The organism is Endozoicomonas acroporae (assembly GCF_002864045.1).
Taxonomy (GTDB): Bacteria; Pseudomonadota; Gammaproteobacteria; order Pseudomonadales; family Endozoicomonadaceae; genus Endozoicomonas; species Endozoicomonas acroporae.
On sequence record NZ_PJPV01000105.1, the window covers coordinates 1 to 19,104 of the forward strand.

Consider the following 19,104-nt stretch of genomic DNA (forward strand, 5'->3'; position numbering starts at 1 on the left):
ATAACAATTACCTCGCGAAAATTGGGCTTGTTTCATTGAAAGACTTATGGATCAGGTTTCACCATCATCGTTGAACCGCCCGGTGCGGACCCGCATGCCGGGTGCTGTGGGGAGGGCCGGAGAAAGACCAGCCCTTACCCGATTTATGTGTAAGTTTAGCGTTTTGAGTCCTAAGTTGTGATTGAGTATTTTCTCTCAAAATATCCTTCTAACTGGTCGTGCCTCAAACTCATAAACTCTTTCCAGTCTGGTATCAACATAATCACAAATGACATGATTAGTATTAGGGTTGCATATGTTAAAGCAATAATTTGAATATCGTAGAATCCAATAAAATAACCTGTTACCCCCAAGCCTAAGGCTTTTGTGATATTTCCTATGGATAAATCTACAGCTGAAATTTTTGAACGATCAGTCTTTGGAAAAGCAAGAAGACGATGAGACATTCCGTTCATGGTAAATACTGCTATCCCTAGTCCAGTAAAAGGAAGAATACCGATAAATAGCCAGAGGTTTTCACTCATGGACGCAAGAATAACACCAGTTCCTGAAATAAAAACACCTATACTGCAGATCCAACTCTTATGAAGTTTTTTGTTCAGGTAAGGTAGCACTAGAAGAGCTGCTAACAAATTACCAATAGCTATAGCAGACTCTGCTGCTCCGTAAGCAAATATATCCGCAGAAAACCTCTCTTTAATAAAAAGAGGAATTAATACTAAAAAGAATGGAGTTATTAGTAAGTTTGTAAAACCAACTATAATCGTATACCAAAGTTCAATTTTTATTTGGAATTTTAATTTCCACCCTTGGATAATAGATTTAGACCATACTCTTAAGCCAATCTCTTGATTATGACTACTTATTGGCTCTGAACTTTTCATTTTGAATGCTACTAGAGCTACCATAAGTGCAATGGAGCCAGACACAATTAGTCCAAGCTCTATTGAAATCAATCCGAGAGCACTTGCCAATAATGGATTAATGAGGGCGAGTGAAGATAGAATAGATTTAGTTTTCCTAATTACTAACGGTAAGCGTTCACTCTCGGCTATTTCTGCCATTATTGCATTACTAGCTGGACTAGAAATTGATGTTATAACAGCAATAATAAAATAGATACACCCAAATATGATAAACTTAGTGTCCACAGATGCTTCTGAGCTTATATTCAAAAAAATAAAAAAGAAACAAGCTGCATACGCCAAGTGAGAATATGATAGAATTCTTGATTTAATATAAAAATCAGATATTGGACCCAGTAAAGGGATCAACATAAAACTGGCTAAGGTAATGATGAATAATAAGCTCGATAACTCTTCGCCACCGTATTCCGAAATCACCCACCAAAATATCAATATTCGGAATAAATCCAATGACAAACTGGAAAGTAGCTTATAGCAATAATAAAATAATTCTGATTTTTTCATTATTCTAACACCTCATTAAACTCTTGAAAATAAAGCTCCTTAGTATTTTCAAATGCTAGCTCAAGGTTCTTTTTATCATTTTCACCACGTAGTCCAAAATACGGAAAATGATGTAAATAACTACCAAATAAATATTGACAGTCTCTATGATAGGCAATGGTGTCTAGAATATGAGCATGCCATATAATATCTATACCAACGGATGGTGAAAAGTCGAGTTCTTTTCCATATTTACAGGTCAGGTATAAGTATCTCTTATATTGAGTTAAAAATCGCTCGCATACTTCTCTTTCAAGAAAAGGTGAGGTCGGAGAATGTTTTTCTGGATTTGATAGTGAATCTATTAAACTCTCCCAGTCAATATTGGACTCAATATAATTCCTCTTTTCAAGAATATCAGTGAGTGATTTTACTTCGCTAATATCTTCAGCTTTTGGAATATCACATTCCACTTGATTATATTTATTATTCACAACAATACGCCTAAACATAAAATCAAACCTCCTACAAAAGAAGTAAAAACTAATTCTGTAAGAGATTTGATCGTTTTATATAAACTAGCTTTCTAACTACGAAACCATTTTAGAATCTGTTTTCAAACATGCAACCTGCATGGCAAGTCACAAAATTTGATGGGTCAAATTCACGAAAAAGATTTACACTGCCAGATTTAACAAAAGCGACGGATAGTTGCTTAGACATAACACTTCCTTATAACTTATTTATTTTAATTATTTTGTCGTTACTGCATGTATACGACAAACCAACAATATAGGAGTTGATTACTAAACGCAATAGTCGAGATTTGTGTTACAAAAAACCGGGGTCATATATGGTCCGCCCCGCGATGCAAGGAAAAGTTTTCACAATGGCTTTTAAAGAGTAATGCTTCCATATATCCGGCCTTTGGGGTGAGGTCTCAATGCCTCTGGCCCTGATGGAATCCGCTCACTCCCACCTCATCAGGTCTTCGGCCTCTTCGGGCCCTGACCCCGGTCAGGTTCAAGGGAGTGCAGGTCTTACCTTTTATGCCATCATTTGAACTTTATCCACGCAACTCGTTGCAGGCTTCTTACACTGATTAACCGCTTTTGCTGAAACCGGGGTCGGAAACCGGGGTCGCGGAAACCGGGGTCGGGTCTTGAATCTTGAACACATCGAAGATTAAAAACTGCCTTTCAATTCTTGCCCTAAAATTTTTCAACCCACTTTTTCAGTTTTATGATCCAGAACTATTTTCACTGTTCTTAATCGAGATCTGGTCGTTTAGCGTCCAAAAGTCGTAAATAACACCAAGACCAAAAAAGCCAATGGTAAACAGATACAAAATTCCCGATATCCATTTCCCCAGGTACATACGGTGGACACCGAATACACCAAGGAATGCCAGCAATATCCATGTAACAGAGTAATCATACTGGCCACTATGGAAACGAAAATCCGCTTCCCGATCCATGGCCGGGATAAGGAAAAGATCGATCAGCCAGCCGATGCCAAAGAGACCAAGGGTGAACAACCAGATAGTTCCTGTGACCGGTTTGCCATAATAAAAACGGTGGGCACCAAGAAAACCGAAAATCCAAAGTACATAACCGATAACTTTACTATGGGTGTCGTTCATTTTTATTACCTGAACCATTGGAAAAAAGATGGGATCTTGGTTTTTGCACATTATATTTTCTTGACCAGGAAAAGTCGGCTTAATGCTTCTCCTACCCAGCGCCTTAAATCAAAAAAACATTACAGCACTTTCCTGATCTGCAACTACGCTACCGCCCACCCAGACATTTTCAGGAATAGTCAGGTAACGCTTTTTTGAACGACACTCAATGTCTAGTTGCATAGGCAAAGAAGCAAGGGTCAGGTCTTGATTCTTGTGACTGATCAATCACCCCGTTGCAAATGCATCCTAAGCTGCTTATACCAATTCCATCTTTTAAATATGAACTACGCAGCCATTTTGAACAGTTCATAAAAATTGTTTTCAGCTTTAAGAATGGAACCTGATAATCATATTGAGGTCAAACATTGGCATTTACAGCCCTGGGGTTTATTTTGAAAGCGACAGCATCAAATCCCCCCCATCCAAAGCCTGCCTACCGGGCTCGCCAGCAAGCCAGCCCAGGCAGATTTACTGGCCGATCCAGAAGTACATTTATCGGTAAAAGAATATCAAATCATCAATTGCACAGAAGAAGAACCAGCACCCCGGATGATGGCAAATGTATTGAAGATGCCTTTTGGGAAAGTAAAACATTACACGGACGTCAAATCACCTCAGCTGCCGTGCTCAGGGCCTATAGAAATGACAGGACATCTCTGAGAGCTGGCTTTTTCCTGCAAAAACTTTGTTTACAGAACATTCTGCATGACAATAAAAGAAAGATTACCCCGGATCAGGTCATTCAGGAATTCAACCGGAAGCCAAATCGAAACAATAAGCAGACATTGGCGATAGCACGTTTCAAAGCGGAATGTTGCCTGAGGAGCCTGCTGTTGAATGGCCAGCGGGTCACATCGGATGAAGCGATTGAAGGTTATCAGGCAGCCACAGCCACACTGGAGTTTGCCCGTTTCAAGGCAGAATGTTGCCTGAGACACCTGTCGTTGAATGGCAAGGAAGTCACACCGGATGAGGTGCTTGGGGATTTCCCGGATAGTCCGGAAGGCAGACTGGGGATGGCACGCTTCCAGGCGGAGTGTTGCCTGAGAAGTCTTTGGTTGCATGGCCAGCAGGTCTCACCGGATTCCGTAGTTGAGGGTTTTCAGGCCGTCAGGGCAACACTGGGGCTGGCGCGCTTCAAAGCGGAATGTTGCCTTAAAGGCCTGTTATTGAATGGCCAGCAGGTCTCACCCGATTCCGTGGTGGAGGATTATCAGGCCGCCAGGGCAACGCTGGAGCTGGCACGCTTCAAAGCGGAATGTTGCCTGAGAGGCCTCTCGTTGAATGGCCAGCAGGTCTCGCCGGATTCCGTGGTTAAGGATTACCTGGCAGCCAAAGCAACACTGGAGCTGGCGCGATTTAAGGAACACTGTTGTCTGAAGAGTCTGCCGTTGAATGGCCAGCCGGTCACACCAGATGCAGTAGTCAAGGGTTATCAGGCCATCAAAGCAACACTGGAGCTGGCGCGCTTCAAAGCGGAATGCTGCCTGAGGAGCCTGTCGTTGAATGGCCAGCCGGTCACACCAGATGCGGTGATTGAGGATTTCCCGGATAGCCCGGAAGGCCAGCTTGGGATAGCGCGCTTCAACGCGGAATGTTACCTGAGGGGGCTTTTTGTGGATGGTCAGCAGATAACAGCGGATGCAGTGGTTAATAATTTCCCGGATAGTCCGGAAGGCAGACTGGGGATAGCGCGCTTCAAACAGGAATGTTGCCTGAAGGGCCTGGCGTTGAACGGCCAGCAGGTCACCCCCGGTCAGGTGGTTAAGGATTATCGGGCCGCCAAAGCAACACTGGAGCTGGCACGCTTCAAAGCGGAATGTTGCCTGAGGGGCCTGTCGGTGAATGGCCAGCAGCTCACAGTGGACGACGTGGTTAAGGATTTTCAGGCCGCCAATGCAACGCTGGAGCTGGCACGCTTCAAACAGGAATGCTGCCTGAGGGGCCTCCCGTTGAATGGCCAGCCACTCACCCCCGGTGAGGTGGTTAAGGGTTATCAGGCCGCCAATGCCACTCTGGAGCTGGCGCGCTTCAAAGCGGAATGCTGCCTGAGGGGTATGCCCTTGAGTGGCCAGCAGCTTACACCCGGTGAGGTGGTCAAGGATTTTCAGGCCGCCAATGCAACTCTTGAGCTGGCGCGTTTCAAAGCGGACTGTTGCCTGAGGGGCCTGGCGTTGAATGGCCAGCCGGTCACACCGGATGAGGTGGTTAAAGATTATCAGGCCACCAGGGCAACACTGGCACTGGCACGCTTCAAACAGGAGTGCTGCCTGAGGGGCCTGGCGTTGAATGGACAGCCGGTCACACCGGATGAGGTGGTCAAGGATTTCCCGGATAGTCCGGAAGGCAAACTGGGAATATCGTGTTTAAAAGCGGAATGCAGCCTTAGGGGCCTGCCATTGAATGGCCAGCTGATCTCGCCGAATACGGTGATAAAGGATTATCACGCACTCAAAGCGAAACTTGAATTATCGTACTTTAAAGCAGCATGTTACCTGGGGAACCTGCCATTAAATGACCAGCCGGTCACACCGGATGAGCTGGTCAAGGATTTCCCGGACAGTCCGGATGGTAAACTGGGGATTGCCCGTTTCAAAACGCAATGTTGCCTGAGGGACTTGCCGTTAAATGGCCAGCCGGTCACACCGGATGCAGTGGTTAAGGATTATCAGGCTACCGAGGCAACACGGGAATTGGCACACTTCAAAGCCGAATGTTACCAGAGGGGTCTGGCGTTGAATGGCCAACCGGTCACCCCGGATACGGTGATTAAGGAATATGAACGGTGTGGTTGGTTACGCGATAGAGATTTTTTTTATTCTCATCTGCCATTGAAGGCAAGGTCTCAGTCAAGTTTAAGTATTTCCTGATCCCCAGCAATGTGGGCACACCACCGGTCGATTGCTGCTTTGGCATCAACTCCATGTAACTGGAAACTCTTTTTGCTCAGATCAATTCCGAGAATAACAACCGTAAAGGTGTTGGATCTGAGCAAACCACTGCGCAAAGAGTCAAAGGTGATGACGAACAATAGACACACGGGCGGGGCGAACTCAGTCACGACAGCGACCGATGGACGACAGGCTTCTGGTTCTCCTCCTCTGAAGAGAAGAAAAACCACTGAATAAGGTAAAAAATACCAATGGTATCGATTCTGAAAATTTCCAGCACAAGGAGTCAGAAATATATAATTTCATATGGTTAGCTGTTTACGGCCGGGTCTGGAAAAACAGACGCCTCCCATCAATGATTCGGTGTAATGGACGGATTACCGCGTTGGTGCTTGCCAATGTGCAGCCATCAATTAACGTCAGATTTATTGCATTGTCGGGCAGGAACTTTAGCGCTGTTCACCGGTCAAAGGCGGCATGCCTATAAATGCCGTTGATAATGCTTCCACTCATCCCTCCCGGGATACAACTCCGTCTGGTAATCCGCCGGGAGAAAAAAACACAGAGGGGGTTTCGGTGGTTCCTCTTAAGCAAGTGTCGCCTTTACTGGCATTACCCGATGAAATGCTGACTCAAATTGCTGACAGCCTGACGTTCGTCGAATTTCACCGCCTGGCTTCAACAAGCAGCCGCTTGCTAACCCTGTTCAATACCGAAGAAAAATTGAAAAAACTGTCCGCTCAATATTACGGCACTGCTTCTGACGCATACAGAAAAACAATTGAAAACAGGGATATACCTGCGGTTCCTGACCATGACATTGATGACCCTCTATTACGGCTGACTTACCTTCGATACGTCAGCAATAACTACCTGATTGCACAAAGCAATTCCCTGAACACCTGCGTGGCGACCTTGAGGGGGCATACCCACGGGGTGGTCTCAGTCACGGTATTGGCCGACGGGCGCCTGGCTTCCTGCTCTAATGACGCGAACATAAAGGTGTGGGATCTGAGCAGGCCCAAGGGGGAGGAATGCGTGGCGACGCTGAAAGGGCATAATACCTTTGTGAATGCTCTCACGGTATTGCCCGATGGTCGGCTGGCTTCCTGTTCTTCTGACCGGACCTTAAAGGTGTGGGATCTGAGCAGGCCCAAGGGGAAGGAATGCGTGGCGACGCTGAGAGGGCATACCAGCGCGGTGATCTTAGTCACGTTATTACCCGACGGGCGGCTGGTTTCCTGCTCAGCAGACAAGACCATAAAGGTGTGGGATCTGAGCAAGCCCAAGGGGCAGGAATGCGTGGTGACCCTGAATGAGCATACTCACTGCGTGAACTCTGTCGTGGTATTGCCCGACGGGCGGCTGGCTTCCTGCTCTATTGACCAGAGCATAAAGGTGTGGGATCTGAGCAAGCCCGAGGGGCAGGAATGCGTGGCAACGCTGAATGGGCATACCGGCAGTGTGAGATCGGTCAAGGTATTGCCCAATGGCCGACTGGCCTCCTGCTCTGATGACCAGACCATAAAGGTGTGGGATGTGAGCAAGCCCGGCGGGCAGCAATGCGTGGCGACACTCAATGTGTATGCCAACTGTGTGAAATTCACGGTATTGCCCGATGGGCGGCTGGCTTCCACCTCTGCTGACGGGACCATAAAGGTGTGGGATCTGAGCAAGCCCGACGGACAGCAATGCGTATTGACGCTCAAAGGGAATACCGGTTGGCAGCTCTCAGTCACGGTATTGCCAGATGGGCGGCTGGTTTCCTGCGCTAATAAGGGGATCGTAAACGTTTGGGATCCGAGCAAGCCCGACGGAGAGCAATGCGTGGCGACGCTGAAGGTGCATGCCGGGAGGGTGACATCAGTCAAGGTGTTGCCCGATGGGCGGCTGGCTTCCTGCTCTGACGACACGACCCTCCAGGTGTTGGATCTGAGCAAACCACTGCGCAAGAAGCGAAGGGTGCTGATGAGGAATAGGCGCACGGACGGGGCGAGCTCAGTCACGACAACGACTGATGGACGACAGGCTTCTGGTTCTCCCCCGCTGAAAAGAAGAAAGATCACTGAATAAGGTAAAAATGCGAAGAAGCGAGGATCAGGTCTTGATTCCTGAATAAAGTCAAGAAAAACGAAACGCCAGGGTCAGGCCTTTGTATTTGAACACATTCAAGATTCAAGACCTGACAATGTTTATTCTGAAATATCTAGCTGTGTTTAGTACCTTGCATATCAAGAACATTCTGTATCCGGGAATCCAGTTTCTGTTTTAATTCCTGATAATCTTTATTACCTTGTGTCACGGAAAGTACATTGTCGAGAACTTCGTGGCCATCGTTTATAATCTTTTGTAATTTTTTGGCCGAAGTAATGACTCTATTCTCAGCATTTGAAATACATGCCGGGACTTGATAAGCAGTGATATTTGTTCTGATGTCAGGCAGCAGCCCGGAAGCGCCATCAAGGGTGGATCCCAGAATATGCCCTGCATCCTGTTTGCGTTCCAGTATGCGTTCCAGTTTGTCGAATCTGGATCTGAATTGCTTCAGGGCCTGTGCTGCTGATTCATCAGTAATCGTTTGTGATGAGTCCAGAACGCTGTTAAATCCAAATTTCAATTCCTCACTCCAGGTTCTCAGATTGCTGATGATTTGTTCTGCAGAGAGGATTTTCTCGCCGTTCTCAATAGCCGATAGTTCCAGACCTATAAAAACAGTAGCCATAGGGATTTCACTTAACTCACGGACGATATCGACATACTCTGCTGCCAAATTCGCAAGTTCTTTCATATTCTCCTGCAATTGACCCAGCCTTTGTTGTTCTGCCAACCTATGTTGTTCTGCCAGCCTTTGTTGTTCTGATAGCTGGACTGTGTTGACCTCCGACTGTGAGTTTGACCGGCCTGCTTCCTGAGCTACGGGTGTCTGAGTGTCCTTTGGGTCAGGCCGTGGCGTTGAAGTCTGAGCACGCAAGTCACCTGCAGGACTAAGAGTCACTTTCCTGCTGCCAATTTTTCTGTTCAGAGCTTGTGTTAGCCCGGATTCAGGATAGGCGTTGATGTAATTCTCGGCCTCGACGACCGAGATGGTCCTGGAATGGCCAGAGAAACAGAAAACAGCGATCAGGGCGCTCCACAATCCTTCGGTTTGGTAATTATATTGAATGTTTTCAAACCAGCTCAGCTGGACTGAGGTAGATGGCGTCATACGATAATTTCCATAGTGTTAGTTATTTTTTAAAGGCTTTCGTGCAAATTTGACCAGTAAGACCAGAGCAAAATCATTTTTAACTGCAGATCCTACGCACAATAATTCTGTCCATTTCGGTTCCCTGGAATTTTTTGTTATGTATACTTACTCCAGTGTTAGTGAATTTTCCAAGGTCGCGGGAAACCGGCGGGAAAGGGAAACCGGGGTCGGGTCTTGCGGAAACCGGGGTCGGGAAACCGGGGTCGGGGAAACGGAAACCGGGGTCGCGGAAACCGGGGTCGGGTCTTGAATTTTGATTTACTTATCCCCCCAAGCAAAAACACCTTACAGCGATCCTTATGGGGATCGCTGTTCAGGAGATATGGGGCGCGAACCATTCCATTTTTTAACTGTTGGTCTGATGCGATAGTTTTCTATCGTAAAAGCCACAAGGTTTTGCTTCTTAATGTTAAAAATAATTTTTTATTATCAGACCCTGACCAGGAAAACCCCACAGGTCATTCCCGTTCAGTGCTGGTTACCCTTGCCTCCTGCTTCCTACTGGTTTATTTTAGAGTTGTGGTTTGATTCTTCGATGATCCTGGTGGCCAGCCATTTTGGCAAGCATTTGAATTGATTAAAAATCCACATCACCGAATATTTTGACAACACATTGTTCAAAAGACGCCTGAGTATCAGAACTGATAATAACTCCTGAATCCAATTTATGAACAAAATCATCGCTCCAAGTATCAAAAAAATCCTTAATCTCAAGAGCACAAGCATTATCAGGATCATATAATGAAAATGTTCTATACCTTCCTGTATCATTGGGTTCATAAAGAATCACTTTGAGACACCCCTCCTGCTTTTTAAATCTCAAGGCCAACATATGCTCTGGAATTAAAATCAGGAAGTTTTTCTCAGTAGCATTTGGCATAGCTTGAATTGGGGTTTTCTAAGTAGTTAACCAAATGGAATCGTATATTTCTGGCTTAGTGGACAGTTACCATGCAAAGCATAACGCAGGGGGCATAGCCTTAGCTATGCGACCGGAGTTATAACGCCGCACGACTGCATGGATGCAGGAGATAGAGAAACGCAGGAGCAGTTGCCGAGAGTGACTGCCCACTAAGTCAGAAAATAGGATTTCATTTGGTTAACTACTTAATGGCCATCGCAGATCCTTATGCTTCGTTGACAAAAATAGCAAATGGTTTGTGGTAGGAAGGAACTTTTACAAGAAGACATAGTCTTAGGATTAATTCAATAATCCAGTAATTCAATGAATCACTCTTGTAAGTTACATTCATTCTATATCGCTTTTTCTGATCCTTATTCCAACAGATTAGATACCATAAACCAATCCTGCGAACCTGATGCCCCCAAACAAAGGCAAGTGTATCAAGGTATGTCTGGTCAGGTGCTGAACTCTCCTTTTCCTGTTTACAGTAGTCAATCATATATACACCAAAATGAAACAGACATTCTTAAATCGTTGAGTGAATACAATATTGTATCTCTGGCAGACTTCAATGCAGAAAACACTTTTGGAACGGATATTCCTGAGATACCAAAATCAGCTCTTGATAAATATGTACCCTGGAATTCTGATGATGAAGTCATTAATAATGAGATATCATCAACATCGAATTCCCCCTTTGCTCAGCAGGTATGCTTATCGGTTAGTGAGCCTGATCCAATACCTGTCAGGCATTTGAGTCCAGATGATCAGTTAACTCATCCTCATGCCGTACTGTTTAACCGACAGGATTTACTACCTGTTACTTTTGTTAACCCGATAAACCTGAACCAAACAACAAATGATACGCAAACGATCCCACGGAAAGAAATTGCTGATAGTTTTCTTTTTTATTACCAAAGAAAGCGAATGCAAGACCCCGAAAAAATAAAAATAATAAATCAGCGAAAAAGGAAACGATATAGAGAAATGATGAAAGATCCTGAAAAAAGAAAACTGGAAAATCAACGAAAAAGGGAAATGAGGCAAGATCCCGAAAGAAGAAAGCTGATAAATCAGCGCCAAAGGGAGCTTTATAAGGAAAGAATAAAGGATCCTGAAAAAAGAAAGATGTTGAATCAGTACAAAAGGGAGCAAATGCAAGATCCCGAAAAAAGAAAGCTGGAAAATCAGCGCCAAAGGGAGCGGTATAGAGAAATAATGAAAGATCCTGAAAAAAGAATGCTGGAAAATCAGCGCCAAAGGGAGCGGTATAGAGAAAAGATGAAAGATCCTGAAAAAAGGAAACTGGTAAGTCAGCGAAGAAGGGAGCGAAGGCAAGACCTCGAAAAAAGAAAATCTGTGTCAGGTCTTGAGTCCTGAATCCATTCAAAAGAAAGACACCAGTATCAAATGCCCGAAGAGCTGGTGATCCGAGCTGTTACAAACAAGCATCACACGATCATTACCACGCAACTTAATGCCAAAGAGTATCCCAGGACAGCGATCACTGTGTTGTATCTTAAACGCTGGCACTCCTTCCCTGAAATAACCTGGTCATTATTTGATCAATACATCGCTTTATTGAACCTTGGTTCAAAAGCTGGTTAACCGGGATTTCAATGACCTCAAATCCTGCTTTTTGCAACAGTGCGATTTTAAGCAGAGTCGAACCATCCCTGGTTTTGAAATCACCACCCACGTAATGAGACGGTCCCTGAACTTCAATCACAATGTTGTGATCTGGCAGTAGCAAGTCAACCGGAGGCAGTGAGTTCAGACTTTGTTCTTCTTCAATCTTCAAAGAGGGAATGCATGATTGCAGTTGATTGCGGACGATGGTTTGAGGCTTTGAAATGATTGTCTGGTAATGGGGGACCACCGGACACGCTCTCCCAAGCCAACTTGCGGCCATGGTAATGATGGATTGTTCCTCTTCATTGTCTGGGGAGGTATTTTCCAGGCGAGTAAACAGGTCATCCATGTGCGTTTCAAGCAAACTATTTTTATTGGCATTGCATTCCAGAGACAACCTGGCACAGCATACCATTACTCCCCAGAGAGACATTGATATCTCTTGATGAGAGAGCTGAGGGTTTTTACTGGTTCGGCAGACAAGGGATTCAAACGTGGATGTAACCACGTTCAACTCAATAAATTCCCCCAGTTTCGCCGTGGCCCACAGCAGGTTGGCGAGACCCAGGGCATTAAATTGGTCTTTCTGTGCGTTCACCCGGGGCAACAGAGCGGCCACGGCCTCATTGAGCCCTGGTATCAGCTCCTGTCCATTATCAAACAGTTTCGCCATGGCCCACAGCAGGTTGGCTATGCCCTGGGGGTTAAATTGGTCTTTCTGTGCGTTCACATGGGGCAACAGTACGGCCACGGCCTCGATGAACTCCGGTGTCCGCTTCTGCCCATTGCCCACCAGTTTCGCCATGGCCCACAGCAGGTTGGCGATATTTTGAGGAATAAATTGGTCTTTCTGCGCACTCACGAGGGGCAACAGCGCGGTCACGGCCTCTTTGAGCTCTGGTGTCTGCTCCTGCCCGTTGTCTACCAGTTTCGCCAGGGCCCACAGCAGGTTGGCGATACCCTGGACATTGAATTGGTCTTTCTGTGTGTTCACCCGGGGCAATAGCGCAGCCACGGCCTCTTTGCGTTCTGGTGTCCGCTCCTGCCCGTTGTCCACCAGTTTCGCCAGGGCCCACAGCAGGTTGGTAATACTCTGGGCATTAAACTGGTCTTTCTGTGCGTTCACGGAGGGCAACAGCGTGGCTTCAGTCTCGTTGAGTTCTGGTGTCCACTCCTGACCAATGTCCACCAGTTTCGCCATGGCCCATAGCAGGTTGGCGACACCCTGAGCTTTAAATTGGCCTTTCTGTACGCTCACGCAGGGCAAAAGCGCGGCCACGGCATCGTTGAACCCTGGTGTTCGCTCCTGACCGTTGTCCACCAGTTTCGCCATAGCCCACAGCAAGTTGGCAATTTCCTGTCGTGTAAAGTGAGCTTTCTGTGCGTTGATGGTGGGCAATAGCGCAGCTACGGCATCGTTGAGCCCTGGTGTCCGCTCCTGCCCGTTGTCCACCAGTTTTGCCATGGCCCACAGCAGGTTGGCGATATGCTGAGGAATAAATTGGTCTTTCTGTGCGTTTACCAGGGGCAACAGCGCGGCCACGGCATCGTTGAGCCCTGGTGTCCGCTCCTGCCCGTCAGACACCAGTTTCGCCATGGCCCACAGCAGGTTGGCGATCTGCTGAGGATTCAATTGGTCTTTCTGTGCGTTCACGTGGGGCAGCAGCACGGCTACGGCCTCATTTAGCTCCGGTGTCTGCTCCTGCCCGTTGTTCACCAGCTTCGCCATGGCCCACAGCAGGTTGGCGATCTGCTGAGGAGTAAACTGGTCTTTCTGTGCATTCACGCGCAGCAACAGCCCGGCCACGGCCTCCCTGATATCTCGTGTCTGCTTCTGCCCGTTGTCCACCAGCTTCGCAATGGCCCACAGCAGGTTGGCGATACCCTGTGGTTTAAAGTTGGCTTTCTGTGCGTTCACGAAGGGCAATAGCGCGGCCACGGCCTCGTTGAGTTCTGGTCTTCGCTTCTGTCCGTTGTCCACCAGTTTCGCCATGGCCCACAGCAGGTTGGCAATTTCCTGTGATTTAAAGTTAGCTGTCTGTGCCTTCACGTTGGGCAACAGTGCGGCCAAAGCGTTGTTGAGCATTGGTGTCAGCTCCTGCCCGTTTTCCACCAGTTTCGCCAGGGCCCACACCAGGTTGGCGATACCCCGGGCATTGAATTGATCTTTCTGTGTGTTCACGTGGGGCAAGAGCGCGGCCACGGCCTCTTTGAGCCCTGGTGCCCGCTTCTGGCCGTTGTTCACCAGTTTCGCCATGGACCACAGCAGGTTGGCGATATCCTGGGCATTAAATTGGTCTTTCTGTACCTTCACGTAGGGCAACAGCGCAGCCACGCCCCCTTTGAGCTCTGGTGTCTGCTCCTGCCCATTGTCCACCAGTTTCGCCATGGCCCACAGCAGGTTGGCGATACCCTGTGGCTTAAAGTTAGCTTTCTGTGCCGTCACGCAGGGCAACAGCGCAGCCAGGGTCTCTTTGAGCCTTGGTGTTTGCTCCTGCCCGTTTTCCACCAGTTTCGCCATGGCCCACAGCAGGCTGGAAATTTCCTGTGGTTTAAAGTTAGCTGTCTGTGCGTTCACGAGGGGCATCAACGCGGCAACGACCCGTTTGATCTCTGATGCCCACTCCTGCCCGTTGTTCTCCAGTTTCACCATGGCCCACAGCAGGTTGGTGATACCCTGAGGTTTAAAGTTAGCTTTCTGTGTCACGTGGGGCAGCAGCACGGCCACGGCCTCTTTAAACTCTGGTGTCCGCTTCAGCCCGTTGTCCAGCAGTTTCACCATGGCCCACAGCATGTTGGCGATATTCTGAGGAATAAATTGGTCATTCTGTGCGCTAACGTGGGGCAACAGCGCGGTCACAGCCTGTTTGAGTTCTGGTGTCAGCTCCTGCCCATTGTCCACCAGTTTCGCCATAGCCCACAGCAGGTTGGCGACTCCACGGGCATCAATATCCCTGGCTTCAGGTTTTTGGTTGCACTTGAATATTATTGCATCAAGTAGCGTTGACAATAAGGCTGCTTGAGTACGTTTAAAACGGCCATCCATGGGTTTATGAGGGGTAAAAACACCTGCTGAGGTAAATGAATGAAGTGTTGTCGTCAGGCTTAGCCAATTCCAGCTCCGCGTTACTGTAAAATTTTGCAGCAGAGGTATCAGCTGGCTTTGTTCATCCCGATTTAAAGCTCTTTTAACAGCTGACGTGTATTTTTTAATTGAACTGGCATATCGACCGTGATTTCTCCCATCATAACGATGACCGAAACGATCAGATCTACTCACCAGATCAGCCATTATTTCCTGTTTGATGAGGGCATTAAAATCTTGAGCAGGGTTTACCAAACGACACTGTAGATGTTGAGAAGAGCATACACCAGAAGAATGGTAAAATTCATTACGCCCCGGGGTAGTGCGGGGGGGGTTATTCCATTGTCTGACTGTGGCATGTCTATAACGCCCATGCCTTGAAGAAGCGGCATGGTCATCCGATCGGTTGTAATCATTATTTGATCTTGCGTATTTACCACTGATACCAGCAGAACTTCTATCCATAATTATATTTCATTAATTCATGAAAATATAAAAAGCAGACTGCTGTGCGGTTCATAAGTTCATTTTGCTGAAATGTTTATCAGCCACCCTGGCAACGGTCCTGCCACCGTGTATAAGCAGATGTCGAATCAGCGGTGTTTTCTTTTTTTCCCGGGCTTGGGACCAAGCGGGTCTGGCAAAAGATCATACTCTTTTTTCAGGTATTCTTGCAGCTGATTCCGGTGATGTTCCTTCGCCCGATTCATCAGGGGAATGTAGTCACCACGGGTTCGGATGTAACCGCCCTCCTGGAGCAATTCCTGAACCAGTTTGATGCTTCCGCCCATGGCAGCTGCAGAGATGAGGGTATCATGCTTTGTGCTGTTTTTTTCAAAGGTTGCCCCTGCCCGGCGCAAGTCATTGACCAACTCGTAGTGACCGGCTGAGGCCGCTGCCCAGATCGGGGTAAGGCTGCCGACACTGTTGGCATTCACATCCGCACCGAGTTCGAGCAAGTACTTGACCAGATTGCGGTCACCGGCCCGGGCCGCAGCACGAATCGGGGTCCCATAGCCGGTACTGTTGGCATTCAGATCCGCACCCTGTTCGAGCAGGTACTTAACCAGCTCATGGTCACCAGCTCGGGCCGCAACCCAGATCGGAGTCTCGTACCCTGAACTGAATGCATTGACGTTAGCACCCTTTGCAACCAGGAAACTCACAATATCACGGTGGCCTTTTTTGGCCGCAATCCAGATCGGGGTGTTTCGGCCTGTTTTGCAACCGTCAATGTCAGCACCGTTCTCAACCAGTAATGTCACTATATCAAGGTGTTTTGAACTGGCTGCCAGGTACAGGGGAATGTTAAAGCTTTTCTCAGAGCCGTTAACGTTTACACCGTGTTCAATAAAGTACTTGACTACGTCAATGTGCCCCCCAACGATGGCTTTATCGATCGGGGTGTCGCAGTTTGGGCAGATATCTTCACTGACGCCTGCCTGATGCAGGTAACTTACCACTTCAACGTGGCCATATTTGGCTGCTTCCATGATCGGTGATGCAAAAAGCTTGTCGGTCCTTGCACCTTTCTCATGGAGGTAGCGCACCAGCTCAAGATGACCCTCCCCGGCTGCTGCTGCAATGGGACATTCATGCATCTTCCAGTTCATATTGATATCCGCGCCCTGGTCAAGCAATGCTTCCACGGCCTCCTTGTTGCCAGTTCGGGCCGCCTCAACCAGTTGCTCGCTCAGCTTTTTCTGTTGCTCGCTCAACGCTTTGGAAGTGGCCAGGGCGGACGCCATCATCGGCTCGACAATTTTTTCAGGTACGATCATCTTTCTTGTTTTTTTACCCTTTGTGGGCTGGCTGGAATGTTCAACCGGGAGTGGTGTTTCGCGTTTTGCTGCCGTTTTTTTGCGTTTACTTTTTTTGTCATGGGCTTGAGCAGGTGCCGGAGATGAAGAGCTGGCAGCAGTAGTGTGTTCACCTCTGATATTCACGGTCTTGAAACCTCTTTTTGTATTTACTTACACAAGACAATCAAATTTTGTTTTTTATCCCGGTCAAACAAAAAAAAGCCTGTCACTCGGCAGATCCCGAGGATTTATTGAAGAGTGATCTTTGTTAAGACATAGCTCATGGAGGTGACCTTAATCATAAATCTTGAATCGCTTCAAAAGATAGAACCAAGCCAGTTTCGGCTTCCCTTGTTTTGCGTTAAGTAGTTGGCCAAATGGAATCGTATATTTCTGGCTAAGTGGGCAGTTACTATGCAAGGCACAACGCAGGGAGCATAGCCGTAGCTATGTGACCGTAGTTGTAACGCCGCAGAGTGACTGCCCACTTAGTCAGAAAATACGATTTCATTTGGTTAACTACTTAAGAATAAAGACCCCAGCTTTCATTTTGCCTTACTTCTTGAAGACCAGGCTACATAAGGTTTACCGGGTTCGTAATATTTACCTTTTTCCCAAACTCCACGCCATACCTTATAGACCTTGGGCAGCTGGTATTTCATTTCCTCATAACTACTGAACAACTTCAGAAAACGTTCCAGTTCCTCTGTCTTGTAAGTGCGCAAAAGATGGGCTATTGATCTTCCACTTTCAACGGATTCAGCGATGTGCTCTGGTAATGGTTTGTCAGGATGGACTGACAGATGCTCAGGAAAGTAAGCCAGTGTCGCTTGATCATCCAAATATTGCAGTGCCTGATAGAGATGTCCTGTTTCCAGTCCTCTCTCGGATTGAGCCAGTATCCGGGACAACTCAGAAGCAGCAAGACTGAGTTCATTTGCCGATACCCTGAAGTCTACTTTGGTTTTTTTGCCAATATGACTTAGCTCATCCGGTGACAATCCCATGGTAAGACCAATCAAATACCAGTTGTGGCTCAATGGCAAACACCTCAAAAAATCCAGCGTCAGCGGTTTCGAACCGGTCATCTCCGGGTCTGTGCCATCATTGTGCACATCCTGCCAGAAGAGCGGTTTGAGGACGGGAGGCTTTTCAGGACTGGAGACGCAAAACCAGGGATAACGTTTTATTTTTCCAGCGATCAAATCCTCTAATCTCTCAACACAGTTGTTCAGAAAGATTAAAACGAGGTGGAAACCCTTTCAGGGATTCAATTAACTGGTGTGCAGTATTGATGGCCATAATTTCAGGATTGCTCAATATTTTTACCAGCTCATTTACGGTCATTCGCCCCTCTTTGGTATCCAGAATTTTTTTCAGTAGCAGGGGGGTTGACAGACACTTGTCAACAATAATGGAGCGTTGTCGCAAATCCTTATCCTTCATCAGTTCGGGGTATCCAGCACAATAAGCCACGGTTGCGGTCGGGACAGAGCGGAGGTAATCATCACCAATGAAGATTTTGTGCAACTTGAAAAAATCCAGTTCATGATTCAGTGCAGCATTGTCGTCAACAGCCCGGACACCGGCAGGCCATTCACCGCAGAACTGTCTTTGATCAACGGCAATACCAAAGATGTCACAGTACCGTGCAACCAGATCGGGCCTTGAGATCCCCCCCAGCATGGTCAGCAATTTGCCATTGGGTATGGTAAGTTTTTCCTGGGCAAGTCCATGCTGCTGTGAATACCAGGACAAATAATCAAATTTTTGTGTTGAGTGCTCAAGGTTGTGTCGTATATTTTTTTTATTGATTTCCGCTATGGGTAAGCCCAGATATATAGCAAACAGAAGGTGATGATAGGGTGTTAGTTCCTGCTTGATTTGCGGCGGCAACTGCGACCAGGAAACAAGATCATCAAGGTGTGGTTCAGGTAATGAGGCAGGTTCAGAAGTGGGTTTTACACTCCTTGCCAATATTGCCATATCTATTACGGTCGATGCCGACTCCGGTGTCATATCTATATCTATCACAGTTGATGCCAACTCCGGGGCTATATCTGTTACGGTTGATCCCGACACCGGGGCTGGTTGGGTAGCTTCGGCAAGAGTGACCGGCTTTCCGTTAAAAGCAAACTCAGGATCTTTAGTGGTTACATCCTTTTTTGGTTGATGAACTTGTGCGAGACAGCCGGGCTTATCAAGCTGGGGAGGCCGTTGATTATTGGTTAAATTGATCATCTTTCAGCTCCTCTGATAATAATGTTTTAAGTAGCTGGCCATATGGAATCATATATTTCTGACTCCTTGGGCAGGTGCTATGCGAGGCACAACGGAGGGAGCATAGCCGTAGCTATGTGACCGGAGTTGTAACGAAGCAGAGTGCCTGAACAAGGAGTCAGAAATATATGATTTCATATGGTTAGCTACTTAACGTTGCTTTGCTCTGC

At 47.1% G+C, this 19,104-nt stretch carries 12 protein-coding genes; 3 read left to right on the forward strand and 9 right to left on the reverse strand.

Features of this window, described 5'->3' with window-relative positions; genetic code table 11:
- Positions 1 to 170: 170 nt before the first annotated feature.
- The 3 genes from CX664_RS17045 to CX664_RS17055 form a co-directional block, all read right to left on the reverse strand.
- Positions 171 to 1,430, reverse strand: coding sequence for an MFS transporter (locus CX664_RS17045; protein ID WP_101747907.1), 1,260 nt, complete (start codon positions 1,428 to 1,430; stop codon positions 171 to 173).
- Complete coding sequence (locus CX664_RS17050; RefSeq protein WP_101747908.1) at positions 1,430 to 1,921, reverse strand: glycine-rich domain-containing protein; 492 nt, start codon at positions 1,919 to 1,921, stop codon at positions 1,430 to 1,432. The genes CX664_RS17045 and CX664_RS17050 overlap by 1 nt, the downstream gene beginning before the upstream one ends.
- 728 nt (positions 1,922 to 2,649) lie before the next feature.
- Positions 2,650 to 3,051, reverse strand: coding sequence for an NINE protein (locus CX664_RS17055; protein WP_101747919.1), 402 nt, complete (start codon positions 3,049 to 3,051; stop codon positions 2,650 to 2,652).
- Positions 3,052 to 3,485: 434 nt separating this feature from the next.
- On the opposite strand from CX664_RS17055, the gene CX664_RS17060 reads away from it, so the two are divergent.
- Together CX664_RS17060 and CX664_RS17070 are read left to right on the forward strand one after the other, a co-directional pair.
- Entirely contained in the window at positions 3,486 to 5,963 is a 2,478-nt protein-coding gene (locus CX664_RS17060) for a hypothetical protein (protein ID WP_180966530.1), read from the forward strand.
- Positions 5,964 to 6,461: 498 nt separating this feature from the next.
- A complete protein-coding gene (locus CX664_RS17070) occupies positions 6,462 to 8,057 on the forward strand; it encodes a WD40 repeat domain-containing protein (RefSeq protein ID WP_101747911.1) in 1,596 nt (531 codons plus the stop codon).
- Positions 8,058 to 8,190: 133 nt separating this feature from the next.
- Here CX664_RS17070 and CX664_RS25820 read toward each other — a convergent pair whose 3' ends face one another.
- Together CX664_RS25820 and CX664_RS17080 are read right to left on the reverse strand one after the other, a co-directional pair.
- Positions 8,191 to 8,772 carry a hypothetical protein gene (locus tag CX664_RS25820; protein ID WP_146000088.1) on the reverse strand — a complete coding sequence of 194 codons (582 nt, stop codon included), beginning with the start codon at positions 8,770 to 8,772 and terminating at the stop codon, positions 8,191 to 8,193.
- 1,036 nt (positions 8,773 to 9,808) lie between these two features.
- Entirely contained in the window at positions 9,809 to 10,111 is a 303-nt protein-coding gene (locus CX664_RS17080) for a hypothetical protein (protein WP_101747913.1), read from the reverse strand.
- 558 nt (positions 10,112 to 10,669) lie between these two features.
- Here CX664_RS17080 and CX664_RS17085 point away from each other — a divergent pair.
- Complete coding sequence (locus tag CX664_RS17085; protein ID WP_146000089.1) at positions 10,670 to 11,515, forward strand: hypothetical protein; 846 nt, start codon at positions 10,670 to 10,672, stop codon at positions 11,513 to 11,515.
- Positions 11,516 to 11,654: 139 nt separating this feature from the next.
- Here the strand turns inward: CX664_RS17085 and CX664_RS17090 are convergent, their stop codons facing one another.
- The 4 genes from CX664_RS17090 to CX664_RS17105 all read right to left on the reverse strand — a co-directional run bounded on the left by CX664_RS17090 (position 11,655) and on the right by CX664_RS17105 (position 18,895).
- Positions 11,655 to 15,317: a DUF1601 domain-containing protein gene (locus CX664_RS17090; RefSeq protein ID WP_101747915.1), complete on the reverse strand. Its 3,663-nt coding sequence runs from the start codon at positions 15,315 to 15,317 to the stop codon at positions 11,655 to 11,657.
- A 128-nt stretch (positions 15,318 to 15,445) separates the two neighbouring features.
- On the reverse strand, positions 15,446 to 16,798 hold the full coding sequence (locus CX664_RS17095; protein ID WP_101747916.1) for an ankyrin repeat domain-containing protein: 1,353 nt from the start codon (positions 16,796 to 16,798) through the stop codon (positions 15,446 to 15,448).
- A 401-nt stretch (positions 16,799 to 17,199) separates the two neighbouring features.
- Entirely contained in the window at positions 17,200 to 17,859 is a 660-nt protein-coding gene (locus CX664_RS17100; RefSeq protein WP_180966531.1) for a hypothetical protein, read from the reverse strand.
- Between the two features lie 13 nt (positions 17,860 to 17,872).
- Positions 17,873 to 18,895 carry a hypothetical protein gene (locus tag CX664_RS17105; protein WP_101747918.1) on the reverse strand — a complete coding sequence of 341 codons (1,023 nt, stop codon included), beginning with the start codon at positions 18,893 to 18,895 and terminating at the stop codon, positions 17,873 to 17,875.
- Positions 18,896 to 19,104: the final 209 nt, after the last annotated feature.

Bases quoted from the DNA above. Each gene is read 5' to 3' on its own strand.
- CX664_RS25820 (WP_146000088.1), bottom strand. From the start codon at position 8,772: ATGAAAGAACTTGCGAATTTGGCAGCAGAGTATGTCGATATCGTCCGT.
- CX664_RS17080 (WP_101747913.1), bottom strand. From the start codon at position 10,111: ATGCCAAATGCTACTGAGAAAAACTTCCTGATTTTAATTCCAGAGCAT.
- CX664_RS17070 (WP_101747911.1), top strand. From the start codon at position 6,462: ATGCCTATAAATGCCGTTGATAATGCTTCCACTCATCCCTCCCGGGAT.
- CX664_RS17045 (WP_101747907.1), bottom strand. From the start codon at position 1,430: ATGAAAAAATCAGAATTATTTTATTATTGCTATAAGCTACTTTCCAGT.
- CX664_RS17050 (WP_101747908.1), bottom strand. From the start codon at position 1,921: ATGTTTAGGCGTATTGTTGTGAATAATAAATATAATCAAGTGGAATGT.
- CX664_RS17090 (WP_101747915.1), bottom strand. From the start codon at position 15,317: ATGGATAGAAGTTCTGCTGGTATCAGTGGTAAATACGCAAGATCAAAT.
- CX664_RS17105 (WP_101747918.1), bottom strand. From the start codon at position 18,895: ATGATCAATTTAACCAATAATCAACGGCCTCCCCAGCTTGATAAGCCC.
- CX664_RS17055 (WP_101747919.1), bottom strand. From the start codon at position 3,051: ATGAACGACACCCATAGTAAAGTTATCGGTTATGTACTTTGGATTTTC.